Consider the following 25,448-nt stretch of genomic DNA (forward strand, 5'->3'; position numbering starts at 1 on the left):
TTATTCTACTTCTTCAAAGAATTTTTTTACTTTTTCCATAAGCGACTGTCCGAATGTCAATCTTGCCGCTTTTTTATGTTCCTGCTGTTCTTTTACAACTTCCTGTTCCTGAACCTGTGTAACCTGCTGTGCAGTTGTTGTCGTTTCAGAAGTATTGGCTGTAATTTCCTGTTGGCTTTTTTCCTGAACCGCTTCTTCCTCTTCCAGGATTACTTGTTTTTTATCACGGATTTTTAAACTTTCCATGAGTAATCCAATAGAAGTTGCAAATTCAGGGCCTTTCAGGTATTGGTTTTTGTCATTGGCGATATATTCGTTGGCAAAACCAATTCTGCTGTCAAAACCTGTGGTATAGTTGGCTAGTTGACGCAGGTGCTTCAGGTTGGATCCCCCACCTGTAAGAACAATTCCTGCAATTAGCTTTTTCTTTTGTTCAAAAGCTCCGTAAGCCTTCAGTTCCGTATTCACCATTTCCAGGATTTCCTCTACTCTGGCGTTGATGATCTGGGCTAAGGTCTTTAAAGAAATTTCTTTATCCGGTCTTCCATGAAGCCCCGGAATGGTAACGAAAGTACTGTCTTTTTCCAACTCCGGTACTGCAGATCCGAATTTTACTTTCAGTTGTTCTGCATGTTTTTCGATAATTGAACAGCCTTCTTTAATATCCTCGGTAATGATTCCACCACCATAAGGGATTACACAGGTATGACGGATGATATTGTCTTTAAAAATAGCAATATCTGTGGTTCCGCCACCAATATCTACGATAGCTACACCAGCTTCTTTTTCTTCTTTGGTAAGAACAGCTTCAGAAGAAGCTAAAGGCTCTAAAGTAAGCGCTTCCATTTCAAGTCCGGCCTCTCTTACACATCTTGCGATGTTTCTGATACTGCCCATTTGTCCAACGACAACATGAAAATTAGCCTCAAGGCGTTTTCCATGCATTCCTACCGGTTCCTGAATTTCACCTTCGGAATCCACCTTATATTCCTGAGGAAGAACATGAATAATTTCTTCTCCAGGCAGCATAACCAGCTTTTTCACCTGATCTTTCAGTGCTTCGATGTCGTCATCCGTAATAAACTTGTCCGGATGCTCACGCATAATATAATCGGAGTGTTGCAATGAACGAATGTGTTTTCCTGCAATACCAACCGTAACTTTGTGGATAGGAACTCCTGCACTTGATTGTGCTTCGGATACAGCCGCCTTGATTGAATTAATGGTCTGCGAAATATTATTCACAATACCCTTATGAACTCCAAGACTTTTGGCCTTTCCTACACCGAGAACTTCTATTTTCCCGTGTGCATTCCTCCTTCCGACAATCGCGACTATCTTTGTTGTCCCGATGTCCAGACCTACTGAATACTCTTGATTTTCCATTTGTTTATATCGATTTGATTTTTATTCTATTTTAACTTTTGCTTTCGGCTTTACTGCCGGTTTTTTTTCAGATGTCTTTTTGGTTTCCTTTGGTTGGGTTGTCGTTTTTGGTTTGGCACTTTCCTTTGGCTTAGAGCTTTGCTTTTTTGCCTCTGTAGGTTTTAATTTAGTTTCTGTTTTCTTTGCTAATACCGGCGGTGGAACTTTTGCTAATTCTTTCCGTCCGGCACTTAAAATACTGTCATTTTCCTTAAAGCGAGGGTTTAAAGTGGTGACAATCTGATTCTGGTATTTTACAGAAATCATATTGTATTTCTGAGGATCCTGATAAACAAGATATTTCTCAACAAATGCCTTAAAACCTTTTACTTTAAGCTCAATATTATCTAAATCTCCAATTTCCACCTTATAGTTGGCTTCACTGGTGAGTAGATTGTAGTCGTCTTTATCTTTTGAAATTCCGATAAAATATCTTTTACTGAAATCATCTTTATCGATTTTTTCCACAAGCTCAGCCAGCTTTTTATATTCATCAGGCTTTACATTACCTGTCACCAGCATACAAGGATGAGAATAGGTTTTTGAAATAGGAAATTCTACTCCTTTTTCATCTACGTAAAAATCTCTACCTTCTTTATTTAATCTGAAAACAGGAACTCTTTGCTTGATATCCAAATTGAGTTTTCCGTTCAGGTTTAAATATACATTGGCACTATCGACAGCCGGCAGGGAATTAATCTTTTTTTCCAGAGCAGGTATATTAAGGTCTCCTACCTTCCCTGATGGGTTTTCCTTATTTACAATAGCTCTGATGTCTTTCTCATCGATAAAGTAAACCGGAGTTTTTTCATTCATTTTTACAGAAATCTTATTATCCGTAATCTTCTGACCACTGAATTTCTTCAACGAGAAACTCAGCAGGAATCCAAGAATGATTACTGTGATAGCAATTTTTAATATTCTGTATTTATTTTTCATATTTTTTTGTCATGCATTGAGTACAATGTATTGATGATTTTGTAAGGCATACATTCATTAATACTTTAATACATTACTATTTTTTTACAATTTAATACTTAACCATTCACAAATCGGATCGTATAGGGTATCTATATTTCCGGCACCAACGGTAAGCAGTATATCAAAATCTTTTTCTTTTATTTTTTCAAATGCCTCAGTTAATGTTGATGCTTCTTTTTTATTTAAGGTTACTTTTTCTAATAACCATTTTGATGTGATTCCCTCAAAATTTTCCTGTAGCTCTCTTGCAGGGTAAATATCCAATAAGATCAATTCATCAGCATTGCTTAAGCTTTCAGCAAAACCATCAGCAAAATCTCTAGTTCTGCTAAATAAATGGGGTTGAAATGCCACCAATAATTTTTTATCCGGGTAGAAAGTTTTGATGGAGCCTACAACCGCATTGATTTCAGTAGGGTGGTGGGCATAATCATCAATATATATTTTCCCGTTTTTATAAATATGCTTTGTATATCTTCTTTTAATTCCTTTGAAATTGGCAATCGCTTTTTTCAATGTTTCAAAATCCACTCCTAAATTGTGGAGAATAGCCAAAGCGACAGTTGCATTTTCTACATTGTGGATTCCCGGAATTTCCCAAACAAAATCTTTTACTGTTTCTGTAGGAGTATGGAAGTCAAAATAGATTTTGTCATAATCCATACGAAGGTTGTCGGAGTAGTAATCAGCCTTTTCATTAACAGCATAGGTTTTGTGTGCTCTTCCGATATCTATTCCTTTTCTGACAAATAGTTTTTTGTCTTCAGGAACTAAAGCCGCAAACTGACGGAATCCTTCTTCAATATGACCTTTATCTCCATAAATATCCAAATGGTCCGCATCGGTAGAGGTTACCACTGCCCAATCCGGAGAAAGGTTCAGAAAGCTTCTGTCGTATTCATCGGCTTCTACTACAGAATATTGGGAGCCATTATATAAAAAGTTAGATTTGAAGTTTTCAGAGATACCTCCTAAAAAGCATGAAAAAGGTAAATCTGCTTCTTTGCATAAATGGGATACCAGTGTAGAAGTAGTGGTTTTTCCATGAGTTCCGGCAACAGCAATACACTCTGTGTCTTCTGTAATAAGCCCTAAAACTTTTGCCCGTTTCAAAACTTCAAACTGGGCTTGATTAAAATAGTCTAATATCCCTAAAGTTTTAATAGCAGGGGTATAGATAACCAATGTATTCTCTTTTTGGAGAGAAGTTACTTTTTCGTCAACCCAATCATTAAAAACAATATCAATTCCTTCACTCATCAACTGTTGGGTAAGTTTGGTGTTGGTTTTATCATAACCCAAAACTTTTTTACCTGATGCATTAAAATAACGCGCCAGAGCACTCATGCCGATGCCTCCGATTCCAACGAAGTAAAAATTTTGATATGTTTTTAAAATGTTCATTTCTTTTGTATTGATGTATTCATGTAAAATGTATTGATGACTCGTTAATACATGTTACAATGCTACTTTTACATTAACTTAAATATCTCGTCCACAATCTCTTTTGCAGCATTTGGTTTTGCAAAATATTCCAGATTTTTGGACATTTCTTTTCTTATATTTTCACTGTCACATATTTCCAGCAGGGTTGTCCAGAACTTTTCTTCCATTTCTGAATCTTTTACCATTCTTGCTGCATCTTTTTCTACCAGATTCATTGCATTTTTGGTTTGATGATCCTCTGCCGCAAAAGGAAAAGGAACCAATAAAACAGGTTTTTGTGCAACAGCCAATTCTGATATGGCAATGGCACCAGCCCGTGATACAATGACATCTGCTGCCGAATAAACCGTCTCCATTTCTTTTATAAATTCAAGAATCTGAATATTTGGGCTTTTATGATTCTTTGTTTCCTCAATAATATCTTTATAATCCAGTTTTCCGGTTTGCCAGATAAGCTGATAGTCTTTATTAATGATCTCTGCCAGATGAGCCCGCCATGCATTGTTTAATGTTCTGGAACCTAAAGACCCCCCTACAGAAAGTATGGTGAGTTTATCTTTATCCAATCCCATCTTTTCTTTCGCCTGACGTGTTTCTTGCATTCCAGAAATAATGTTTTCACGAATGGGATTTCCCAGAAATTTTATTTTCTCATTAGGAAAGCCTTCCACCTGAGGATAAGCAGTAAAAACAGCCTTTGCCTTTTTACTTAGAATTTTATTTGTCACTCCTGCATGGGCATTCTGTTCCTGAATAAAAATGGGAATTCCCATCTTGCTTGCTTCATAAAGTGCCGGACCACTTGCAAAACCTCCTGTTCCTATAGCAAAATCCGGAGCAAAGCTTTTAATGATCTTTTTAGATCTGGATAAGCTTTTTAATATTTTAAAAGGAAGGCCTAAATTGGATAATAAGTTGCCTCTGTCAATTCCGGCTATATCAATTCCTTCAATTTTATAACCTGCCTGAGGAACTTTTTCCATTTCCATCTTTCCGTTGGCGCCAATGAATAAAAACTCTGTATCAGAAAATCTTTTTTTGATTTCATCTGCAATAGCGATAGCCGGGAAGATATGCCCTCCTGTTCCACCACCTGATAATAATACTTTTAGTTTTTTACTCATTTTTATAAATTTTGAGATTGCTTTGTCAATTTTGTTGTCAGTGACTTAAGCGATATCATTTATTTCTGCTACAGTTTGTTTTTTGCCCATTCCTTCTTCATCATATATCTGAATCCGTGAGCTGATATTTAAAATAATTCCTAATTGTAAATAAGTAACCAACATGGATGTTCCTCCATAACTTATTAAGGGTAACGGTTGTCCCGTCACCGGAATAAGATTGATGGCAACAGCAATATTTACAGAAAGCTGTATGAAAATCATCACGCCGAGACTGAGAACGAGCAAAGACCCGAAAAAAGCGGGCATTTTACTGGCTATCATTACAATCCGGATTACCATGATTAAATACAAACAAATGAGGAATGCCGCTCCTATAAAGCCGTATTCTTCTACGATTACAGCAAAAATAAAGTCGGAAGCTGACTGTGGAAGCATTTGCTTTAAAGCACTTTTTCCTGGTCCCATTCCTGTAATTCCACCATGTACAATAGCAGCCTTGGCCTGCATTACCTGATAATTTTTTGCCTTGACACTTTCATCATCAACATCTGCTGATTTTGCTTTACTTGAGGTAAATGTTTCTACACGACTCATCCAGGTGTGAACCCTGTTTCCGCCAATTAAATTGGTATTTAATGCGATCAATAAAAATAATATGATCGATATAAATGATGCAGAAATAAAACCTGCAATATATTTCCAATGAAGCTGTCCTATGACCAATACAATCACAGAGACCATTAAGATCATTAATGCAGTGGAGCCGTTATCCTTAGCCACCAATACAAACACAAGTAAAATAGGACCGAAGATGTACATGATGTTTTCTATCGGAAGTCTTTCTCTTGTTATCTTTTTGGTTAAATATCTACACAAATAAATGATCAGCATTAAGAAAGCAAATGATGAGGGCTGAAAAGAGATGGGTGTCCCCGGAATTTTCAACCATCTGGAAGCACTGGCTCCATCAATGGTTTGTCCTGTAAACATAGTGACTACCAATAAGATAATCATTAAACCAAGCAAAATACTGCTTAGTTTTCCAATATATTCATATTTTACAGTTCCTACGAGTCTCATGATTCCCAAACCTAAGACTACAAAGAACATATGCTTGATAACGTGACCTGTTGTGGTCCCGTTATTTACAATATATTCCAGATTCGAACTTGCAGAATATACAGGGAAAATAGAGAAGATGGAGATCACAAGAATGACCATCCAAAGTACTTTATCGCCCTTTAGAAATTCAAATCTGCTTTCTGTGTCCTGTTCGTTCATATTTATTGTATTCATGTATTGATGTAAAATGTATTCATGTATTTAAACCGTTAATACATTAATACTTTGTACATTTATTTTAATACCTGTTCTTTAAATTGATGTCCTCTGTCCTCATAGCTTTTGAAAAGATCAAAGCTTGCACAGCAGGGAGATAATAAAACTGTATCTCCGTTTTGGGCAATAGATTTTGATATTTTTACTGCTTCTTCCATGCTGGACGTGTCATATATATATTCTTTTTTATCTTTAAAGAAGTCTATAATTTTCTGATTGTCAATTCCTAAGCAGACAATTGCTTTTACTTTTCTTTTAACCAGATCCTCAATTTCTGAGTAATCGTTTCCTTTATCCTGTCCTCCAACAATCCAAACGGTTGGGGCTTTCATACTTTCTAAAGCGTAGTAGGTTGCATTAACATTGGTCGCCTTGCTATCATTGATGTATTTGACTCCATCAATTTCAGAAACAAACTCAAGCCTGTGCTCTACTGCCTGAAAGGTCATCAATGAATTTCTAATGCTCTCATTATTGACATCCAGTATTTTACCCGCTATAGAAGCCGCCAGACTGTTAGCAACATTGTGGTTTCCCAGTAAAGAAAGCTCATCAATTTTCATGGTGAAATTATCTTTAAGTTTTACCACAACCGAATCACGGTCTATAAAACCTCCTTCTGACAATTTTTCTTTTGTAGAAAAAGGGATCATCTTTGCTTTTATTTCTAATTTTTCAAGAATACTTTTACTCATTTCGTCATCTTTGTTATAGATGAAAAAATTGTCATTTTCCTGATTTTCAGCTATTCTGAATTTGGCTAATGCATATTCTTCATAATTGTAATTGTACTGATCCAGGTGATCCTGTGACAAATTCAATAATAAAGAAATATAGGGCCTGAAATTTTGGATATCATCCAACTGGAAGGAACTTACTTCCAGAACATAATATTCATGATTTTCATCAGCAACCTGCTTTGCAAAACTATACCCGATGTTTCCTCCCAAGCCTACATTCAATCCGTCATTTTTAAGGATATAGTAGATCAATGAGGTGGTAGTAGTTTTTCCATTACTTCCCGTAATCGCTATAATTTTCGCATTGGTAAACTCCGAAGCAAATTCTATTTCAGAAGAAAGCCTGATACCTTTCTGGTGAATTTTATAGATGATCTCTGCTTTTTTCGGGATCCCCGGGCTCTTTACAATCCAATCGGCATTTAATATTCTTTCTTCGTCATGATTTCCTTCTTCAAAATCAATATTATTCTCCGTGAGAAACTGCTTATAGTTATCTTTAATAGTGCCTTTGTCTGAAAGAAACACTTCCAAACCCTTCTTTTTAGCTAAATAGGCAGCACCACAGCCACTTTCTCCACCTCCTAAAACAACTATTTTCATATTCTTTCTGTATTTCTGTATTGGTGTACATTGTATTCATGTATTTATAAATCATTCATACGTCAATACATTTTACTTTTTACAAAGTTTATCTCATTTTCAATGTGATCAGACATACAATCGCCAGCATTACACCTATGATAATCATTCTGTTAACAATTTTACTTTCATGAAAACCGTCTTTCTGATAATGATGGTGTAATGGAGACATTTTAAATAATCTATTATTTTGGGCATATTCCAACCCATATTTTTTCTTTCTGTATTTGAAAACAATGACCTGTAGCATTACAGATACATTTTCTATTAAAAAGATTCCACATAAAACAGGAATCATCAATTCTTTTCTTAAGATAATAGCCAAAACAGCGATTACCCCTCCCAACATCAAACTTCCGGTATCTCCCATAAAAACCTGTGCAGGATAAGTATTGTACCAAAAGAATCCAATGACTGCCCCAACCATAGCGACTACGAAAATGGTAGTTTCTCCCATATTGGGCAGGAACATGATATTAAGGTAATCCGCAAAAATGATATTCCCTGAGATATAAGCAAAGAAGGCGAGGGTAAGCAGTATCACCGTGCTGGTGCCTGCTGCAAGACCGTCAATCCCATCAGTGATATTGGCTCCATTGGAAACTGCGGTTACAATGAAAATAACAATAGGAATGAAAACAATCCATGCCCATTCGTGAGCGTCTTTATCATTCATCCAAAACAATATTCCACTGTAATCAAATTCATTATTTTTTGCAAAAGGAACGGTAGAAACAGTGATTTTTTCTGTAGGCATAAAATTCTGCTCCACGTTGTTTCTGTTTACTACTTTAGCGTCCGCATACTTTCTCTTTACTGTAATGTCAGGGTGAAAATACATTGTAACTCCGACAATTAACCCTAATCCAACTTGTCCTACAATTTTGAATTTACCGCTTAAACCATCTTTGTTTTTCTTTACCTTCTTTAAATAATCATCCAAAAAGCCGATGGCACCCATCCATAAAACAGAAATGATCAACAGTACAATGTAGATATTGGTGATCCTTGTAAAAAGTAACACAGGAATCATTGTAGCAATGATGATGATAAGTCCTCCCATTGTAGGGGTTCCTTCTTTTTGTTTTTGACCATCTAAACCAAGATCTCGAACCAACTCTCCCATTTGCTTTGCTCTCAGGTAATTGATGATCCTTTTCCCATAAATAAGAGCGATCGTTAAAGACAACAGGACTGCCATTCCGGCACGGAAAGAAATGTATTTTAACATTCCAAGTCCCGGGATATGGATTCCATGGTTGGTAAGGTATTCGTATAAATAGTACAACATGTTCCTTTTTTAATTTAAAGATTTAATTTATTTAAGAATTTAAAGATTTATGGTCTTTCAATATTCTCCGTTAAATATTTAATAAAATTTGAAATATTAGAAGAGATTTCTCTTGATAGATTAACTACTTCCTCAGCGATATTTTCATCACCTAATTTTAATCTTTTACTTACAATCATCATACTTCTAACTTCAGCACAACTGCCTTTTGCAATTTTTAAATATTTAATAAATTGTCTGTTATTATTATATTCTGAGCCTTCTGCAATATTATTTGATATTGAAAATCCGGCTCTTTTTATTTGGTTATTAAATTCAAATTCTCTTTCTAAATCCTGACTTCGAAGAAATGTGTAAATCTTTTCAATTAAATCCAAGCTTTTAATATACACTGGAAAATCTTCGAAAATCTTCGAAATTTTTTGTCATTTTTTGAATTTTTAAATCTTTAAATGATTTAATTTTTAAATTAATTTTTTATTTGCTCATTAATTTCCAAAGCTCATTAATTACTTCTTTATCGTCAAAATGGTGCTTTACACCATTAATTTCCTGATAGTTTTCGTGTCCTTTTCCGGCTACCAAAACAATATCTTTAGGTTCCGCAAACTTGATCGCCATTTTGATCGCTTCCTTTCTATCCGGAATTGAAGTGTATTTGCTGAAGTTTTGAGGTTCAACACCGGCTTCAATTTCTTTTATAATCTGTGCCGGATCTTCTGTTCTCGGATTATCCGAAGTGATGATAGCCAACGTTGATTTTTTAGTTGCTATATTTCCCATTTCAGGCCGTTTGGAGTGATCTCTGTCTCCTCCACAACCGAAAACGGTAATCAGCCTTTCATTTTTTGTCCTGATATCATTAATACTGTCCAGAATGTTTTCCAGAGCATCAGGAGTATGGGCATAATCAACAATGAAGAAAATGCCACCGTCGGATTTAAAAGTTTCAAATCTTCCGGAAACTCTTTTCAATATGCTGATAGCCTGAAGGATTTCGCTTTGCTCAAATCCTAACTCAGAAGCAATTCCAAAAACAAGCAATAAATTATATACATTGAATCTCCCTGTCAATGTAGTCCAGAACTCTTTTCCATTGAAGTTCAGGAGCATTCCATTGAAATCAATTTCTAAAGCTCTTCCATGGTAATCTGCCATTGTTTTCAATGCATAAGACTTTTTTGAAGCCTTAGTGTTTTGAAGCATGACGTTACCGTTTTTGTCATCGATATTCGTGATGGCAATGGCAGTATCCTGCAATTCATCAAAAAATCTTTTTTTCGTTTTTAAATACTCATCAAATGTTTTATGGTAATCCAGATGATCATGAGTAAGGTTGGTGAATCCTGCCACCTTGAAATGAAGACCTTCTATTCTATTTTGGGAAATTCCGTGGGAGCTTACTTCCATAAAAGCAAATTCACAACCTGATTCAACCGCTTTTGCCAAAATCTGATTGATAGTAATCACATCAGGAGTGGTATGGGTTGCCGGAATGATTTCATCTCCAATTCTGATCTCTACCGTTGAGAGTAAAGCAGAATCATATCCTAAATTTTTAAAAACATCAAAAAGGAGAGTGGATACGGACGTTTTTCCGTTAGTTCCGGTAACTCCGACTAGTTTTAATTTCTGTGATGGATTTCCATAGAAGTTAGAAGCCAGATGTCCCAGTGTTTTAGAAGAATCTTTCACTTTTACATAGGTGATTGTATCTTCAAGATGTTCAGGGAATTCTTCACAAACAATAGTTTTTGCTCCTTTTTCAATAGAAGATGCAATAAATGAATGTCCATCTGCCACTGTGCCTCTCATTGCAATATAAAGAGAGCCTTCGGTAACCTTTCTGCTGTCGAATACCAATTCGGAAACCTCACGAGTGGTATCACCGTGGATTTCGAGGGTGGGGATTCTATTTAATAATTCAATTAATTGCATTTCTTTGATGCTTATTATTTTTAATTCTGCAGAGATAAATATATTCTCTGGTTTTTACTGATATTTGTACCTTCCGATGGGAATTGTTCTTTTATTCTTCCCACTCCTTTATAGTCTACACGGTACCCCAGGTTTTCCAATTGAGGAATTACATTTTTACCGATCAAGCCAACTACGTTGGGCATTTGTTTATTGTTTACTGCTATTTTGACGTTAGGCTCAACCATTTTATTAAGGTCTACTTTTTTATCAACAAGCATTTCTTTTTCAATATTCTGTGGTGTTTTCAAAAAGGTCTTTCCTGCAATTTCCTTAAACACCGGAGCTGATACGGCTCCTCCATAAAATCCAATTGAGGTGTTAGGTTCACTGACCATCACATAGCAGGTATACTTTGGATTATCTGCAGGATAAAAACCTGCGAATGAAGCTCTGTATTTCATGGGTCCCGGAAGCCAATATTCAAACCTCGCGGTTCCTGTTTTTCCTGCCATTTTAAGGTTAGGCGTAAAAATACTTCTACCCGTTCCTTTTTCTACAGCTTTGGTCAGAGCACTGGTCATCATTTTAATAGCTTTTTCAGAAGCCATTTTATTTACCATTACCTCTGGCTTAGCATTGTACATCACTTTTCCATCTTTCATGATTTTATCAATGAATAAAGGCTTAAGCATTTTACCATTATTAGCAACTCCGTTATAGAAAGTTGCTAATTGTAATAAATTGATGTTCGAAGAATATCCAAAAGATATAGAAGCGAGTGTTGCTGCGTTCCATCTTTTGTTTTGTGGCGTTACGATTTTCGGTTTTGTGATTCCCGGCAGCTCGATATCCATTTTATCAAATAATTTCCAGCGCTTTAGGTGATCAAGGAATATCTGCGGTTTGTCGGCATAATATTTTGTAATCAGTTTTGCTGTTCCTACGTTGCTTGATTTTGCCAGTACATCACTAATGTCATAGGTGCCCCCACCATGACCGTCTGAAATTCTTTGCTTAGCATAGGTCCATACTCCGTTTCCTACGTTTACAGTGGTATTATCGTCAATGAAGCCATCGTCCATTGCAGCTAAAAGGGATATGGTTTTGAATGTGGATCCTGGTTCAATATTATCTTTTAAAGCATAATTGTAAGAATCTTCATATTCTCCCGAGTCAGTTCTTCTCAGGTTAACAAGAGCTCGAACCTTTCCGGTTTGAACTTCCATAACAATCACAGTCCCGTGTTTTGCCTCAAAATGAACAAGCTGCTTCTCTAAAGCAGAGTGCGCAATGTCTTGAATTCTAAGATCTAAGGTAGTATATACATCTTCTCCGTCAATTGGTTCCTGAACCTTCCAGAAATCGATAGGTTTCCATTGAGAAGAGTTAATTCTCTGTTCTAGTCTTTTTCCATCTGTTCCTGTAAGATATTTAGAAAAAGCTCCCTCCAGTCCGGATTTGTATTCACTGTTATCCATTCCGATGGTTCCTGCTCCAATTTCTGAAGTAGCCAGCTCTCTTTTGTAATTTCGATCTACGATAAAACCTCCTTTGTTTTTCCCTCTGTTAAAGATGGGAAAGTTTCGGACTCTGTCATATTCGTCAAAATCCAATCCTTTTACGAGGGTGTAGTATTGATTTTTCTTTCTTTTTTGTTCGTCAAACTTTTGTCTGAATTCACTTCTTGGTTTCCCGAACATTTTACTTAAAGAATCTGTTAATGCGCCAATGTTGTTGCTATAGATCGTATCCTTCATTGTTTTAAAATCAAGGTAGATATCGTAGCGCATGACCGTAGTTGCCAGGATAGAGCCGTCTGACGCAAATAAATTTCCTCGTGCGGCTTTTAGAGTGGCTTCACGATAGTTTTTATTAATATAGTCGTCCTTAATTTCCTGAACATTAGTATTTTGAAGAATAACAATTCTCGCTAAAAAAAGTACAAACACGGACAAAGCTACCACTGCGAAGAGGTAGCCCCACCTTAACGTTTTTTTACGTTTGTTATCGTATTCATTTTGCTTTTGCATCTGTACTATCCAATTTTATTAGCAGTTTGTGAGGATGGTTTTCCAGAGTCATTAAAGAATCCTGTGCAACTTCTTTTCCCAGCTCTGATTCCATTTTCACTTTGATCAGCTTACTTTGTGCGTAAGCGTTTCTAGATTTATATTCTTCTGTTTCTTCTTTTAAAGCGTTAACAATCCTAATTTTTTTATTGACTAAATGGTTGCTGTAAATCATAGCCATCATCAGAACAAAAAGCAGTAAAAAATACTTGTAATGTATTTTTATCTCATCCCGGTTAAGGAAATTTCCTTTTATAATATCTATAAAAGTTAATCTCTTCTGTGGGCGGTTTGTTGTTCTTTTTGCCATTTAGTTGTTTGTCGTTTGTTGTCTGTTGCTGATTGCTTGTTTTAAATTAAAACTGGCTACTATCAACTGACAGCCAAAAACTATACTTTTATTCCTGTTCTCATTTTTGCACTTCTTGCTCTTGAGTTTTCTTCAATTTCCTTATCATCAGGAATGATTGCTTTACTCTTGATCAGCTCGAATGCTTTTTTATAATTTCCGTAGATATCTCTTGTCGGTTCCCCTTCAAACATTCCATTTTTCAAAAACCTTTTAACCAGTCTGTCTTCTAAAGAATGATAAGAAATAACGACTAGTCTTCCTTCTGGTTTTAATACCTGATAAGCCTGTACTAACATTTCTTTCAAGACTTCAAGCTCCTGGTTGACTTCAATTCTGATAGCCTGAAAAAGCTGTGCATAAAATTTATTCACCTTATGCGGTGGAAGATAACTGAATAGTTTTTTCAGATCTTCTGTAGTTTCGATAGTCTTGCTTTTCCTGTGATGAACAATATCTCTTGCCAGTTTTCTAGCCTCTCTTAGCTCTCCATAATAGTAAAAGATATCAGCTAGTTGCTCTTCTTCATAATCGTTGATTACTCTTTTGGCGTCGAGCCCCTGCATTACATTCATTCTCATGTCCAAAGGAGCATTACTCCTTGTGGAGAATCCTCTTTCAGCTTCATCGAATTGGTGTGATGATACTCCAAGATCTGCAAGAACTCCATCAACCTGAGAAACTCCATACATCAATAAGGAGTTTTCTAAGAATCTGAAATTCTGATTGATCAAAGTGAATCTTGGATCATCGATATTGTTTTTAAGAGCATCCAAGTCCTGGTCAAAACTGAAAAGTCTTCCTTTATCAGAAAGTCTGCTCAGGATTTCTCTTGAATGGCCACCGCCACCAAAAGTGCAGTCCACATATGTTCCGTCTGGATTCGTCACCAAATCATCAACACTCTGCTTCAACAAAACGGGATTATGATACATGCTTTAATTTGTGTTTTCGCTTTTTAATCAGCGTTATTATTCTTCATCGAAAGAGCCCATCACATCTTCGGCAAGGCTGGCAAAATCAGCTTCGTTGGTAGAAATTACTTTCTCATAAGCTTCTTTATCCCAAATTTCAAAAAGTTCTCCGGCACTTGTTATCACAATATCTTTTTGAAGACTTGCGAAAAGAGTGAGGTCTTTTGAAATTTGTAATCTTCCTGCATTATCCAACTCTACAGTTTTTACTCCTGCCGTAAACATTCTAATGAAATCAGCATTCTTTTTAATGAATCTGTTTAGTTTATTAATTTTGTCCATTAGTTTATCCCATGCTTTCATAGGGTATACTTCCAGACAAGGTTGAAACACGGAACGTTTGACTACAAAGGCTTTGTCGTCAAAGTTCTCCATCTGCTTGATCAGCGATGCAGGTACTTTTAAGCGACCTTTGTCGTCTATTTTACACTCATATGTTCCAATGAAATTCTTCATTTGGGACAAATTTATATAATTATTTCCAAAATTTCCCACTTTTTCCCACTTTTTGACTTAATGTTAATAAGTTTTATCAAAGATTGAAGATTGAGAATATAAGTTGTTGATATTTTGTGGGTTGTGAACTGTGCTATTTAGCCCATAACAAAAAGGATGTTAAAAAAAATGAAGAAAAGGCCAATATTATATTATTTTTATCTTAAATTAGGAATATCAAAATATTTTTGAGGTTTAATTTGTATTTTTGCAAGGCTTTATTAAGGCGTTTTATGATATTTAGTACAAAAAAAGAAAAGAAATATACCTTTGTAGAGGCGGGAGAAGGACATCCATTGGTGCTGTTGCACGGGTTAATGGGTGGTTTGAGTAATTTCGATAAGATGGTGAATTTTTTTTCAGAGAAAGGATTTAAGGTCTATGTGCCTCAATTGCCAATCTATGATTTGCCGGTACTCAATACCAATCTTACTACTATAGCAAAATATATTATCAAGTTTATAGAGAGCCATATTTCCGAGCCGGTAACGATTGTCGGGAATTCTATGGGTGGTCATGTCGGGCTTATATTAGCTTTGGCAAGGCCGGATCTGGTTAAAAATCTTGTTTTAACCGGAAGCTCCGGTTTATATGAGAGAACATTCGGAGACAGCTTTCCAAGAAAAAGCGACCGACTCTATATAAAAAAGAAAACGGAAGAGGTTTTCTATGATCCGGCAGTAGCAACGGAAGATTTAGTAGATGAAGTTTTTGGTGTGGTGAATGACAGAATGAAGGGGATAAAAACAGTAATGCTGGCAAGAAGTGCCATCAAACATAATATGCTGAATGATCTTCCTAAGATTTTAACTCCAACTTGTCTGATCTGGGGAAAACAGGATAATGTTACTCCGCCGGAAGTTGCAGAGGATATGCACAAATTTATTCCGAATTCAGATTTATTCTGGATCGACAAATGCGGCCACGCGGCAATGATGGAAAAACCAGATGAATTTAATGAAATTCTTTACAGCTGGTTAAAAGATAAAGTATAAACTAACTTAAACCATTAAGAGCTTTCTTAATGGTTTGTTTTTCTAAAAAATATTCAAAAATGGTTATTAAAACAGCAGATTTTGTAAAGAGTAGCGGGAAATGGCAGGAATGCCCGGATCCGAATATTCCCGAATATGCTTTTATTGGAAGGTCAAATGTGGGAAAATCGTCATTGATCAATGCAATGATTAATAAAAAAGATTTGGCGAAAACTTCACAGACTCCGGGAAAGACTCAGCTTATCAATCATTTTTTGGTGAATGAGAGTTGGTACCTTACCGACTTACCAGGTTATGGATATGCCAAGGTTTCAAAAGTTCAAAGAAAGGAATTTGAAAAGCTGATCACCAACTATATTCTTAACAGAAGAAACCTTGTGAATCTTTTTGTTTTAGTAGATGCGAGACATACACCACAAAAAATAGATCTCGAATTCATCCAATGGTGTGGAGAGAGTGGTGTACCTTTTTCGATCGTCTTTACCAAAGCCGATAAGCTAAAGCCCAATGTTGTGATCAAAAATGTTGAGGATTACAAAACAGAACTTCATAAGACTTGGGAAGATCTGCCAGAATTATATATTACTTCGGCAGAAAAGAAAGAAGGTGGAGATAAAATCCTGAACTTCATCCAAACAACCAACGAGTTTTTAAAAAATAATAGCGTAACCTTCGATGAGTAATATAATCTGGAAAATTAAGACTTTCGATGAATTGACGGTTCCGGAATTGTACCAAATTCTGAAAGCCCGTATTGATGTTTTTGTCATTGAACAAAATTGTCCGTACCCGGATCTGGATAATAATGACCAGAAGGGTATTCATATCTGGGCAGAAGAAAACGGACAGGTTCTGGCTTATTGCAGGGTCTTTAATAAAGGAGTTAAGTATGATGAAACTTCTTTGGGAAGGGTATTGACAACAGAACTGGCAAGAGGGAAGAGTTTAGGAAAACAACTGATACGATATGCTGTTGATACAATAGAAAATAGGTTTCATACTTCAGAGATTAGAATTTCCGCACAGGATTACTTATTAAGATTCTATTCGGAGTTTGGTTTTGTAGACACCGGGAAAAAATATTTAGAAGACGATATTCCACACACGGAAATGATCAGAAAATAAAAAAAGCGAAGGGAAATCTTCGCTTTTTATTTTATTCTGAATCTATATTCAACATTCCTAATTCTCCGAAATGCTTTTTAAACTTCTGAATTTTAGGGCCTACAACGGCGCTACAATAAGGCTGTGTAGGATTTTCGTTATAATAGCCTTGGTGGTATTGCTCCGCCGGCCAGAATTTCTCGAATTTTGTTAGCTCTGTAACATATTCCCCGTTCCATCTTCCTGAAGCTTTAGATACCTTAATGGCCTCTTCTGCTTTTTGCTTTTCAGCATCATCCTTATAATAAATGACGGATCGGTATTGTGTTCCGATATCATTTCCCTGTCTGTTAAGTTGGGTTGGATCATGGAGGAAGAAGAAAACATCCATTAATTGTTCATAAGAAATAATATCAGGATCATAGGTGATCTGTACGACTTCTGCATGACCGGTTTGTCCGGTGCAGACTTCTTCGTAAGTCGGATGATCTTTATGTCCTCCCGAATATCCTGAGATTGCAGATTCTACACCTTTCAGCATGTTGAAACAGCTTTCCACACACCAGAAACATCCGCCACCGAAAGTGATCTGTTGTAAATTATTTTTATCCATTTTAGGTTGATTTTTTATTATGTGTTTTTATTCTCTACCTGTTACAGGATATAAGAAAAAGCACTAATCAAAAATAAGAAAAACTTTTTCATTTTGTGTTGGAATCATCTGTCTTTACATCAAAACACACCATTTTTCAATGATGTGTTAGCTGTTATATTAATAAAAATTCACTTGAAGTGTTTTCAATACAAAGTTTATCTAATAGAAAATTTGAAAGTTGTATTGTCCAATATTATAAAATAGACTCCAGGTAATTCATTCTTCAATATAATAGAATTACTATTGGTAAAAGGGTTGGATATGCTTAAAACAATTTTTCCTAAGCTATTGTAAACAGTCGCTTTTTTCACCTCCTTTAATTGAGTTCCTTTAAATTTTACCTCTCCTCCTTTTACTGGATTTTCAACCAAAGTGATAGCATTAGCCGGGGCTTTTGAATCCTGGGTTTTAAGAGTATTGTTATTATTGATTAATCCTAAATCGTCACAAGAATCTTTTGCGAATATATCCCATTCTGAATTATTGTATTGGATGTTGCCTGCATTTACATTTCGTCTTAATGTTTTATCTACTGCATAATTTGAGGAATCATTAAATGTTCCAATAATATCAACCAATGTATCCCCCTGAAATAATCCTATTGCATCGTTACCATTAAAGGTCATCGTTGTTGATGAGGTTGATAAGTCGATTCGGGCTGGGGTACAAGGCGTTGCGATTTTACTGTGTCCGATCACATACACGCTATTATTATTCAAGCTTCCGGATAATGGAAGATCTGCTTTCCAGTCTCCGGTACCGTTGAATTGTACCTTAACCGTATATCCACCAAGGTTTACAACATTTCCTGTTTTATTAGCAATTTCAAGGGCCTTATTGTAACCTGATCCTTCCATATATTCGGAGAAATATAAACTATTTCCTGGCTCAGTATTCTTTTTTAGAGTTTTAAACGCAAGAATGTTAGAGTCAGTAGATCTATTTCTCATAGCATCTATAGCGACTACTTTTACTTCATAATCAGTATCCTCTGTAAGCCCCATGAAGTAATAATTATTGACTGTGGTTTTTCCTTGTTCCTGACCATTCAAATAGACAATATATCCAATTACCCCCACATTATCTGTTGAAGCATCCCATTCGATGTTGGCTGAGGTGGTTGATAGATGTGTTGTTTTTATATTGAGAACCTGAGTTGGCGGCGTTATATCTTCTACCAGAGTAGTGGTCCAGATGGTTTCTACCCATTCCGGATGATCAATAAAAGGATTTCTGTTACCCTGAAAAGTATAAGCAGCGTTATTTCTGTTAATCTCTCGTTGGTTTACAGGATCTTGCTTACTCCATCTTATCAATTCATTAATGTACCATTCTTTATATCCTCTGTCGTTTGAGCCATCAAAAGGGCTGTCTGTATTCGAAGAATTAAAGGTATGAAGTCTTGATTCATAACGTGTAATAAAATAGAGCAGCATTCTGGCAATGTCTCCCTTAAATTCATCGATGGGCTCAAAGACGGTTCCATCGTAGCCGGGAAAGGTATTGTTCCCTCTCTTAGCACCGGCCATAGACGTTTTGATAGGATCGAAAACCTCTCCATAAGGTAGATTAGAATGCATCGTATTAACCCAACCATCAACAGGAGTTACAAAATGTATATCATTACGCATTGGATTCGCAGCATTGAAAAAGCTTTGCGGCAAAATGTGCTCCCTGTTATAACAGTCTCCTTCTTTTTTAAAACCTTGTGAGCCACATTGGTCTATTGAATGCTGATAGGTATAGATATCGGAACCCGATGGGCTTTCTGAATACATATCCAGGATAGATCCATCGTTTTCGTAAAAGTCATCTCTGTCGGTTGTAGAAAAAGCTGTCCAAATAGCATTGTAGCCTTTGTCCTGATGGCCGTTTGAAATAATTTCAGATAATTTGGTTTTTAAGGGGTAACCTGTAAGCCCTTGTGTACCATCGTAATAATTTGTTGGAGCCTGGCAAAATACCAAAGTGCTAAAGCCCAATAAAAAAAGGGTGTAATAATTTTTCATCAAAAATTTTTGGACAAAAATACCTTATTCTCATACGATAAATGAGTTTATTATTTAAACAAAATGTTAACAATGAGTATTAGTTGGGGGCAACAATCTTTAACTGATTAGAATATTTTTATAATAGAATTGTAATTCCCGAATATGTGATTAGGCAAGATCAAAAAAGCATCCCAATAGGATGCTTAATATATTATTATAAATAGGGTTTATTTATTTTCCCAAACCAAAGCACTTGCTCCAAGGATGGCGGCGTCTGCTTCATTAAGCTCGCTGAAAACCAGTTTTACTTTATTCCTGAAAATAGAAAGAAGATTTCTTTCCATGTGAAGCTTGGCAGGTTTTAAGATAAAATCTCCGGCCTTGATCACTCCTCCAAATAGCAGAATAGCTTCCGGTGAAGAGAACATGACAAAGTTAGCTAATGCTTCCCCTAATTTCTGTCCTGTATATCTGAAAACTTCAATAGCGATAGGGTCTCCTTTTAGAGCGCATTCATGCACTGTTTTTGAATTAATAGATTCTTCTGGATATTGGTTGAGCATAGATTCCGGAAATTCGGCTCTCATTTTCTTGGCTGTAATAGCAATTCCTGTTGCTGAAGCGTAGGCTTCCAAACTTCCTTCGGAACCTGTGCTCCAGTGCTTTCTTCCTCCTGGTTTTACAATTGTATGTCCCAGTTCTCCTGCAAAGCCATCATGTCCATAGATTAGTTTTCCACTTGCTACAATACCGCTTCCTACTCCTGTTCCTAAAGTAATCATGATAAAATCCTTCATTCCGCGTGCTGCTCCGAAAAGCATTTCCCCATACGCTGCAGCATTGGCATCATTGGTGATGGTACACGGCATATTGAATTTGGTTGACATTAGCTCACCAAGCGGCACGACACCTTTCCAGGGAAGGTTAGGAGCCTGTTCTATGGTTCCGGTATAATAGTTCCCATTAGGGGCACCAACTCCAATCCCATCAAAGTTTTTTTCACCACCGTATTTTTCAATAAAAGGATGGATGTTTTCGTATAAAGCATCGATAAAGTCTTCAACGTTGTCAAACTCATCCGTTCTCAGTCTTCCTTTTTCAAGGACTTCCCCACGGTGGTTGACTACTCCAAACTTTGTATTGGTTCCTCCTATATCAATTCCTAGAGCAACATGTTTTGATAAATCTATTAATGACATTCTCTACTATTATAATTCTAAAGGGTTAAAATTATAAAAAAGATTGTATTAATGAATTATTAACGAAGGATTTATTCAAAAAAGTTTTTAAGCCTTTTTTGGGGTTTTCTTTTTTCTTCTTCCCCACCAGATCAGGAATCCACTCACTGGTAATGAGGCACATATGAGACTTACTACAAAAGCAATGATCTTCGTAGGTAGTCCTAAAATAGATCCAACATGGATATCATAATTCGCACCGACTACTTTTTCACCGAAATTTTTGTCTTTAGGATCATGAGTATGAAGCAGTTCACCTGAGTTTTCATCGAAGATTAAACTACTGCTTTTATGGTAAGAATAAGAAAGATGTTTTACATAAACTTCAAAATTAGGATGCTCATGGTCATCCATATGCTCGTGTCCCAGGTCGATAGCAAAACCAAAAGAATCAGGATATTTTTCCTTAACGGTATTGATTATCTTATCTAAGGTGGTTTCTGTTCTTAATTCTATCGGAGCTTTTGTTTTGATATGTGAGAAATCAGGAAATGTTGTATTTCCTCCTGAAAAGATGACGTAGATCATAGCCTGCACAACGAAGAAGGCATAGAACAACCCTGTAATAGAAAATATTAGTGCAAAGATAGAAGCATAGAATCCTAACACATTGTGAAGATCATAGTTTTTTCTTTTCCAGTTTTTAACGTTTTTCCATTTAAAAGAAAAGCGCTGTTTTCTGGCTGCTTTATTTTTAGGCCACCACAATATAATACCACTGATCAGCATGATAACGAAAATAATAACAGGTATTCCTACAACATAGGTTCCCCAATCTTGTTTCAGCAAGAAGCTCCAATGGATCATTTTTACGATATTGAAGAATCCGTTTTTCTCATCATATATTCTTAGAACTTTTCCATTGTAAGGATTAACATATGCTGCTTTATAAATGGGAAATTCATCAAAATAATTCCAGCCCGTAGTATTGTGCTCATACCAGTAGAAGACATAAGACATTTTCTTATCAATTGGGATATTTACCCAATGGATAGGATACTTTTCTTTGACCTGTTCTGTAACCGATTTTTCCAGAACTCTGATAGGTAAAATCTGTTTTTGATCGATATTCTGCTCATTATGGTAAATGACATCTTTTCGGGTAAAGTTTTCAACTTCATCTTTGAAAACATATAATGCCCCCGTAATAGAGATGATAAAAATTAAAAATCCAATGCCTAATCCAAACCAGAGGTGCAGCTTTGCTGACCATTTTTTAAAAAATCCCGGTTTATTTTTATGATGATGTTTTTTCTTCATATCGTAATAAAAAGTCTGACAAAGATAATGCTTACTTTTTATTTAGTTTAATTAAAATTTATATTCAATCATGAAAGTTCCTCTCATCCCTAATGAGTTGACAAATTCGCTATCCCGGGCGGACCACCATGCAATGGAAGGTTGATACATCTTATTAAATAGATTCTCTATTCCTAATGAGACTTTCCAGCTCTGATTTACCTCGTAACTTGATCTAAAGTTAAAAACGGTGTATTCAGGTACTTTTCCTTCCCCGTAAACATATAATCCGGTTTTAGCATTAGGCTCAAATCGGTTTTGTTCAAATGCATGCAGCATATCAAGACCGATCGATAAAGCTTTAGTAGGTCTAGCCTGTACGTAGGCCAATACTTTTGGAGCGGAAATTCTGCTGTTATTGATTTTTGCAGAATAATCACCATCATTTTTTATGGAGGTTATTCCTTCCATCCAGCTATAGCTGCCTCCGAAATTGATCCATTTAGCTGGAGTAAAATGTAAAAACCCCTCGACACCATATACCACTTCAGGAGATCTTTGAATCATTAACGCACGATCCGGGCTTTGAACAAAGGAAGCTCCTAGTTTTGAAGTGCTCACATAGGAAGTGATCTCATAATTGATCCATTTTGAAATCTGTCCGGTTGCTCCAAATTCGTAGTTGTTAACGATAATCGGTTTGGTTTCAAGGTTTCCTATAGTACCTTGTGTTGAAGTTCTTAAAATCCTTCCTAATTCATTGATAGAGTAGGCTTGTGAAAAGCTTCCGAATAAATTCAAGTAGTTTTCAATATTATAACGGACACCAATATTTCCTACAAAGGCATTATATTTTAGATTTCCACCGGTTACAAAAATACTTTTTGTAAAAGTGCCATCGCTTTTAATTGTTGAGAGCGTGTCGAAATCTCCCACTTTTACTTTTATATTTTCATAACGGACTCCTCCCTTGATGGTTATTTTTTTTAGCAGGTCAATTTTAATTAATGCGAAAGGAGCAATATTGGTCATATTCATATCCGGAGTCCAGTAACGGCCATCTTCCAGTTTTTGTACGGTCTGATCATTCAGTATATCAGCTCCATAAATGATTTCTGCCTGCGAGTTTTGGGCATTCCATAATTGGGTATCCAGATTGATTCTGGCTCCTTTTTTCTTTGAGATTACATTAGACTGACCACCGTTCAGGAATGTATCACTGTAACCATATACCGTTCTGAAATCCTGATAATAGAGGTTTACATTCAATGCTGTCCCATGGAACAGATTTTTATTGTCGTAGTTTAATTTATAATTATGATTTCTGGGTGTTCCCTGTGGGGTCGTTTCCAGATTCCTGCCTCTTCCTTCACCAATCGTTGGTGTAATTCCGTATTTGCCCGTTTTTAAGCCAAGATCCAGATCTGATTTTGAAGCATAGCCAATGTACGAAGCTTCAATCCTTTGATTCTGATTAAGGTTATATCCCAATTTCAACATTCCGTTGTAATTATCCATTTTGGAGGTACTGTATGTTGGGCTAAGGTTAACTCCATCGGCGTCTTTCATATAACCGGTTTTTTCGTAAGCTAATGATGCTACATAGTCAAACTTATCGGTAATCTTTCCGGATAAAAGCTGACTGGCTCTAAAACCCAGAGTTCCGCCATACGGTTGACCTGTAATACCTATTTGAGAAACTCCGGAAATTTTCTGATCAGATTTATTTCTTCGGGTAATATAATTGATAATACCTCCATCTGCTCCGTTTCCGTATATCGAAGAAGCGCCTTTGATAACTTCTATTCTTTCAATAACGGATGGGTCGATGGATCTTAAATCCCTTGCTCCGTTTCTTAGGGGGGTAGATTGAGGAACTCCATCGATAAGTACCAGAACTTGTCGTCCTCTAAGGGTTTGGCCTGCATTGGACGTTTGCCCTGAACTCGTTCCCAAACTTGGAACTGTATATTGCAGGATACTTGTAATATCCGAATTAACAGTTAATTGAGACTGAACCTGTTTCTCTCCTACGATGGTAACAGAACTTGGTATTTCTTTTATGTTTTCTTTTTTCCTTGAGGCTGTCAACACGACCTCTTCTACATTTCTGGTTTGTAAGGTGTCTTTAACCTGAGCAAAAGCAGTTCCGGATCCCAGACATGCTATTGATAAAAGAGCTTTTTTCATTATATTTTTTTCCCTTGTTTCTTTCTTTTTCCCCACCATACCATAAAGCCTGTTACAGGCAGTGAAGTACAGATGAGTCCGGCGATAAACCAAATGATTTTCCCGAATAATCCAAAGTATGATCCTGTGTGAATATCATAATTGGCGTTTGAATATTTTTCCGCAGTGTTTAAATTCTGATGAGGTTTATTGGCTAATAGTTGACCAGAGTATTTATCAAATATCAGGACGTTTCGTTCACTAAATCGTCCCTCTTTCTGATAAACGGTAATAGGAATATTATTTAAATCTTTCCCTTTTTTATTTTTTCCGTTCAATGGAATTCTGAAGCTTGAAGAAGCCGGATAGCGTTTACTTGTTTCCTGTATAGTAAGATCAAAAACTGAATTGTTCTTTGCTGTTAAAGAATCAGGAGATTTGATATCCTTTTCTTTTGGCAAATCTACAGAACCTGAAAGAGCAAGATTGAAAACATTTTTTACATACGGATATGTAAAATAAATTCCTGTGATGCATAACAACAAAGCAATAAATGATGCATAAAAGCTCAGAACATTATGAAGATCATAATTTTTACGTTTCCAGGTTTTTACATTTTTCCAGTTGAACCAGAAGCGTCCTTTTCTGGCTTTCTTATTTTGAGGCCACCACAAGATAATTCCGGTTATCAGCATGATAATAAAAAGAACGACTGGGATTCCCACTACATATTTTCCCCAGTCAGCTTTCAGAAGAAGACTCCAATGAATGTACTTTAGGAGGGTGAAGAAATCATATTTCTCATTATACACAGCTAAGATTTCGCCGGTATAGGGATTTACATACACCTGTTTATTAATAAGGACTTCCTGAAAGTAGTTCCATCCCTTTTTATCTTTTTTATAATATAGAAATCCATAAGATTTTTTTTTGTCCAATGGAATTTCAACTGAGCTTATAGGGTATTTTTCATTGAGTTCTAGCGTTACTTTCTCACGAAGAACTTCCAGAGATAGGGGCTTTCCTTTAACGGTTTCTTTCCTGAGTTCAAGAGCATCTTTGCGAAGAACATGCTGTATCTCATCCTTAAAAACATACAGCGTCCCGGAAAGAGAGACAATAAACACGATGATCCCAACGGATAAACCAAACCACAAATGTAGTTTGGCAGACCATTTTTTTACAGCAGACGGCTTCTTTTTATGGTGATGTTTTTTATGCATAATAAAAAAGTTAACCGAATAAATACCCGGTTAACTT

22 protein-coding genes are annotated in these 25,448 nt (G+C 36.1%); 3 read left to right on the forward strand and 19 right to left on the reverse strand.

Annotated elements, in window-relative coordinates; all coding sequences use genetic code 11:
* The 13 genes from ftsA to mraZ form a co-directional block, all read right to left on the reverse strand.
* A complete protein-coding gene (gene ftsA, locus CJF12_RS14645; protein ID WP_034681331.1) occupies positions 1-1,386 on the reverse strand; it encodes a cell division protein FtsA in 1,386 nt (461 codons plus the stop codon).
* Between the two features lie 21 nt (positions 1,387-1,407).
* Positions 1,408-2,364 carry a cell division protein FtsQ/DivIB gene (locus tag CJF12_RS14650; RefSeq protein WP_034681333.1) on the reverse strand — a complete coding sequence of 319 codons (957 nt, stop codon included), beginning with the start codon at positions 2,362-2,364 and terminating at the stop codon, positions 1,408-1,410.
* Positions 2,365-2,448: 84 nt separating this feature from the next.
* Positions 2,449-3,810 (reverse strand): UDP-N-acetylmuramate--L-alanine ligase, encoded by a 1,362-nt coding sequence (murC, locus tag CJF12_RS14655; RefSeq protein WP_034681334.1) that lies wholly within the window; start codon positions 3,808-3,810, stop codon positions 2,449-2,451.
* Between the two features lie 68 nt (positions 3,811-3,878).
* A complete protein-coding gene (gene murG, locus CJF12_RS14660; RefSeq protein WP_034681336.1) occupies positions 3,879-4,976 on the reverse strand; it encodes an undecaprenyldiphospho-muramoylpentapeptide beta-N-acetylglucosaminyltransferase in 1,098 nt (365 codons plus the stop codon).
* Positions 4,977-5,021: 45 nt separating this feature from the next.
* Complete coding sequence (locus CJF12_RS14665; protein ID WP_034681338.1) at positions 5,022-6,260, reverse strand: FtsW/RodA/SpoVE family cell cycle protein; 1,239 nt, start codon at positions 6,258-6,260, stop codon at positions 5,022-5,024.
* A gap of 74 nt (positions 6,261-6,334) precedes the next feature.
* Positions 6,335-7,660 carry a UDP-N-acetylmuramoyl-L-alanine--D-glutamate ligase gene (gene murD, locus CJF12_RS14670; protein WP_034681340.1) on the reverse strand — a complete coding sequence of 442 codons (1,326 nt, stop codon included), beginning with the start codon at positions 7,658-7,660 and terminating at the stop codon, positions 6,335-6,337.
* Positions 7,661-7,748: 88 nt separating this feature from the next.
* Positions 7,749-8,990, reverse strand: coding sequence for a phospho-N-acetylmuramoyl-pentapeptide-transferase (gene mraY, locus CJF12_RS14675; RefSeq protein WP_034681341.1), 1,242 nt, complete (start codon positions 8,988-8,990; stop codon positions 7,749-7,751).
* A gap of 47 nt (positions 8,991-9,037) precedes the next feature.
* Positions 9,038-9,367, reverse strand: coding sequence for a four helix bundle protein (locus CJF12_RS14680; protein ID WP_262485045.1), 330 nt, complete (start codon positions 9,365-9,367; stop codon positions 9,038-9,040).
* A gap of 100 nt (positions 9,368-9,467) precedes the next feature.
* Positions 9,468-10,928, reverse strand: coding sequence for a UDP-N-acetylmuramoyl-L-alanyl-D-glutamate--2,6-diaminopimelate ligase (locus CJF12_RS14685; RefSeq protein WP_034681348.1), 1,461 nt, complete (start codon positions 10,926-10,928; stop codon positions 9,468-9,470).
* A 20-nt stretch (positions 10,929-10,948) separates the two neighbouring features.
* Entirely contained in the window at positions 10,949-12,940 is a 1,992-nt protein-coding gene (locus CJF12_RS14690; protein ID WP_034681351.1) for a penicillin-binding transpeptidase domain-containing protein, read from the reverse strand.
* On the reverse strand, positions 12,924-13,289 hold the full coding sequence (locus CJF12_RS14695; protein WP_034681353.1) for an FtsL-like putative cell division protein: 366 nt from the start codon (positions 13,287-13,289) through the stop codon (positions 12,924-12,926). The genes CJF12_RS14690 and CJF12_RS14695 overlap by 17 nt, the downstream gene beginning before the upstream one ends.
* Positions 13,290-13,369: 80 nt before the next feature.
* A complete protein-coding gene (gene rsmH, locus CJF12_RS14700; RefSeq protein WP_034681355.1) occupies positions 13,370-14,263 on the reverse strand; it encodes a 16S rRNA (cytosine(1402)-N(4))-methyltransferase RsmH in 894 nt (297 codons plus the stop codon).
* A 36-nt stretch (positions 14,264-14,299) separates the two neighbouring features.
* A complete protein-coding gene (gene mraZ, locus CJF12_RS14705; RefSeq protein WP_034681357.1) occupies positions 14,300-14,758 on the reverse strand; it encodes a division/cell wall cluster transcriptional repressor MraZ in 459 nt (152 codons plus the stop codon).
* A 272-nt stretch (positions 14,759-15,030) separates the two neighbouring features.
* Between mraZ and CJF12_RS14710 the strand changes: the two genes are divergently transcribed.
* The 3 genes from CJF12_RS14710 to CJF12_RS14720 are packed head-to-tail and all read left to right on the forward strand — an operon-like array spanning position 15,031 to position 16,917.
* Positions 15,031-15,792 (forward strand): alpha/beta fold hydrolase, encoded by a 762-nt coding sequence (locus CJF12_RS14710; RefSeq protein ID WP_034681360.1) that lies wholly within the window; start codon positions 15,031-15,033, stop codon positions 15,790-15,792.
* A 59-nt stretch (positions 15,793-15,851) separates the two neighbouring features.
* Positions 15,852-16,475 carry a ribosome biogenesis GTP-binding protein YihA/YsxC gene (yihA, locus tag CJF12_RS14715; RefSeq protein ID WP_034681361.1) on the forward strand — a complete coding sequence of 208 codons (624 nt, stop codon included), beginning with the start codon at positions 15,852-15,854 and terminating at the stop codon, positions 16,473-16,475.
* Entirely contained in the window at positions 16,468-16,917 is a 450-nt protein-coding gene (locus CJF12_RS14720; RefSeq protein WP_034681362.1) for a GNAT family N-acetyltransferase, read from the forward strand. The genes yihA and CJF12_RS14720 overlap by 8 nt, the downstream gene beginning before the upstream one ends.
* Positions 16,918-16,948: 31 nt before the next feature.
* Here CJF12_RS14720 and msrA read toward each other — a convergent pair whose 3' ends face one another.
* From msrA to CJF12_RS14750, 6 genes are all read right to left on the reverse strand, one after another.
* Entirely contained in the window at positions 16,949-17,509 is a 561-nt protein-coding gene (gene msrA, locus CJF12_RS14725; RefSeq protein ID WP_034681363.1) for a peptide-methionine (S)-S-oxide reductase MsrA, read from the reverse strand.
* 197 nt (positions 17,510-17,706) lie between these two features.
* On the reverse strand, positions 17,707-19,560 hold the full coding sequence (locus CJF12_RS14730) for an endonuclease (RefSeq protein ID WP_034681364.1): 1,854 nt from the start codon (positions 19,558-19,560) through the stop codon (positions 17,707-17,709).
* Between the two features lie 209 nt (positions 19,561-19,769).
* Positions 19,770-20,741 carry an ROK family protein gene (locus CJF12_RS14735; protein WP_034681365.1) on the reverse strand — a complete coding sequence of 324 codons (972 nt, stop codon included), beginning with the start codon at positions 20,739-20,741 and terminating at the stop codon, positions 19,770-19,772.
* 87 nt (positions 20,742-20,828) lie between these two features.
* Entirely contained in the window at positions 20,829-22,040 is a 1,212-nt protein-coding gene (locus CJF12_RS14740) for a PepSY-associated TM helix domain-containing protein (RefSeq protein WP_034681366.1), read from the reverse strand.
* Between the two features lie 51 nt (positions 22,041-22,091).
* On the reverse strand, positions 22,092-24,209 hold the full coding sequence (locus CJF12_RS14745; protein WP_034681640.1) for a TonB-dependent receptor: 2,118 nt from the start codon (positions 24,207-24,209) through the stop codon (positions 22,092-22,094).
* On the reverse strand, positions 24,209-25,411 hold the full coding sequence (locus CJF12_RS14750) for a PepSY-associated TM helix domain-containing protein (RefSeq protein ID WP_034681368.1): 1,203 nt from the start codon (positions 25,409-25,411) through the stop codon (positions 24,209-24,211). The genes CJF12_RS14745 and CJF12_RS14750 overlap by 1 nt, the downstream gene beginning before the upstream one ends.
* Between the last annotated feature and the right edge of the window lie 37 nt (positions 25,412-25,448).

The organism is Chryseobacterium piperi (assembly GCF_002285635.2).
GTDB classification, from domain to species: Bacteria; Bacteroidota; Bacteroidia; order Flavobacteriales; family Weeksellaceae; genus Chryseobacterium; species Chryseobacterium piperi.

Bases quoted from the DNA above. Each gene is read 5' to 3' on its own strand.
- ftsA (WP_034681331.1), bottom strand. From the start codon at position 1,386: ATGGAAAATCAAGAGTATTCAGTAGGTCTGGACATCGGGACAACAAAG.
- CJF12_RS14650 (WP_034681333.1), bottom strand. From the start codon at position 2,364: ATGAAAAATAAATACAGAATATTAAAAATTGCTATCACAGTAATCATT.
- murC (WP_034681334.1), bottom strand. From the start codon at position 3,810: ATGAACATTTTAAAAACATATCAAAATTTTTACTTCGTTGGAATCGGA.
- murG (WP_034681336.1), bottom strand. From the start codon at position 4,976: ATGAGTAAAAAACTAAAAGTATTATTATCAGGTGGTGGAACAGGAGGG.
- CJF12_RS14665 (WP_034681338.1), bottom strand. From the start codon at position 6,260: ATGAACGAACAGGACACAGAAAGCAGATTTGAATTTCTAAAGGGCGAT.
- murD (WP_034681340.1), bottom strand. From the start codon at position 7,660: ATGAAAATAGTTGTTTTAGGAGGTGGAGAAAGTGGCTGTGGTGCTGCC.
- mraY (WP_034681341.1), bottom strand. From the start codon at position 8,990: ATGTTGTACTATTTATACGAATACCTTACCAACCATGGAATCCATATC.
- CJF12_RS14685 (WP_034681348.1), bottom strand. From the start codon at position 10,928: ATGCAATTAATTGAATTATTAAATAGAATCCCCACCCTCGAAATCCAC.
- CJF12_RS14690 (WP_034681351.1), bottom strand. From the start codon at position 12,940: ATGCAAAAGCAAAATGAATACGATAACAAACGTAAAAAAACGTTAAGG.
- CJF12_RS14695 (WP_034681353.1), bottom strand. From the start codon at position 13,289: ATGGCAAAAAGAACAACAAACCGCCCACAGAAGAGATTAACTTTTATA.
- rsmH (WP_034681355.1), bottom strand. From the start codon at position 14,263: ATGTATCATAATCCCGTTTTGTTGAAGCAGAGTGTTGATGATTTGGTG.
- mraZ (WP_034681357.1), bottom strand. From the start codon at position 14,758: ATGAAGAATTTCATTGGAACATATGAGTGTAAAATAGACGACAAAGGT.
- CJF12_RS14710 (WP_034681360.1), top strand. From the start codon at position 15,031: ATGATATTTAGTACAAAAAAAGAAAAGAAATATACCTTTGTAGAGGCG.
- yihA (WP_034681361.1), top strand. From the start codon at position 15,852: ATGGTTATTAAAACAGCAGATTTTGTAAAGAGTAGCGGGAAATGGCAG.
- CJF12_RS14720 (WP_034681362.1), top strand. From the start codon at position 16,468: ATGAGTAATATAATCTGGAAAATTAAGACTTTCGATGAATTGACGGTT.
- msrA (WP_034681363.1), bottom strand. From the start codon at position 17,509: ATGGATAAAAATAATTTACAACAGATCACTTTCGGTGGCGGATGTTTC.
- CJF12_RS14730 (WP_034681364.1), bottom strand. From the start codon at position 19,560: ATGAAAAATTATTACACCCTTTTTTTATTGGGCTTTAGCACTTTGGTA.
- CJF12_RS14735 (WP_034681365.1), bottom strand. From the start codon at position 20,741: ATGTCATTAATAGATTTATCAAAACATGTTGCTCTAGGAATTGATATA.
- CJF12_RS14740 (WP_034681366.1), bottom strand. From the start codon at position 22,040: ATGAAGAAAAAACATCATCATAAAAATAAACCGGGATTTTTTAAAAAA.
- CJF12_RS14745 (WP_034681640.1), bottom strand. From the start codon at position 24,209: ATGAAAAAAGCTCTTTTATCAATAGCATGTCTGGGATCCGGAACTGCT.
- CJF12_RS14750 (WP_034681368.1), bottom strand. From the start codon at position 25,411: ATGCATAAAAAACATCACCATAAAAAGAAGCCGTCTGCTGTAAAAAAA.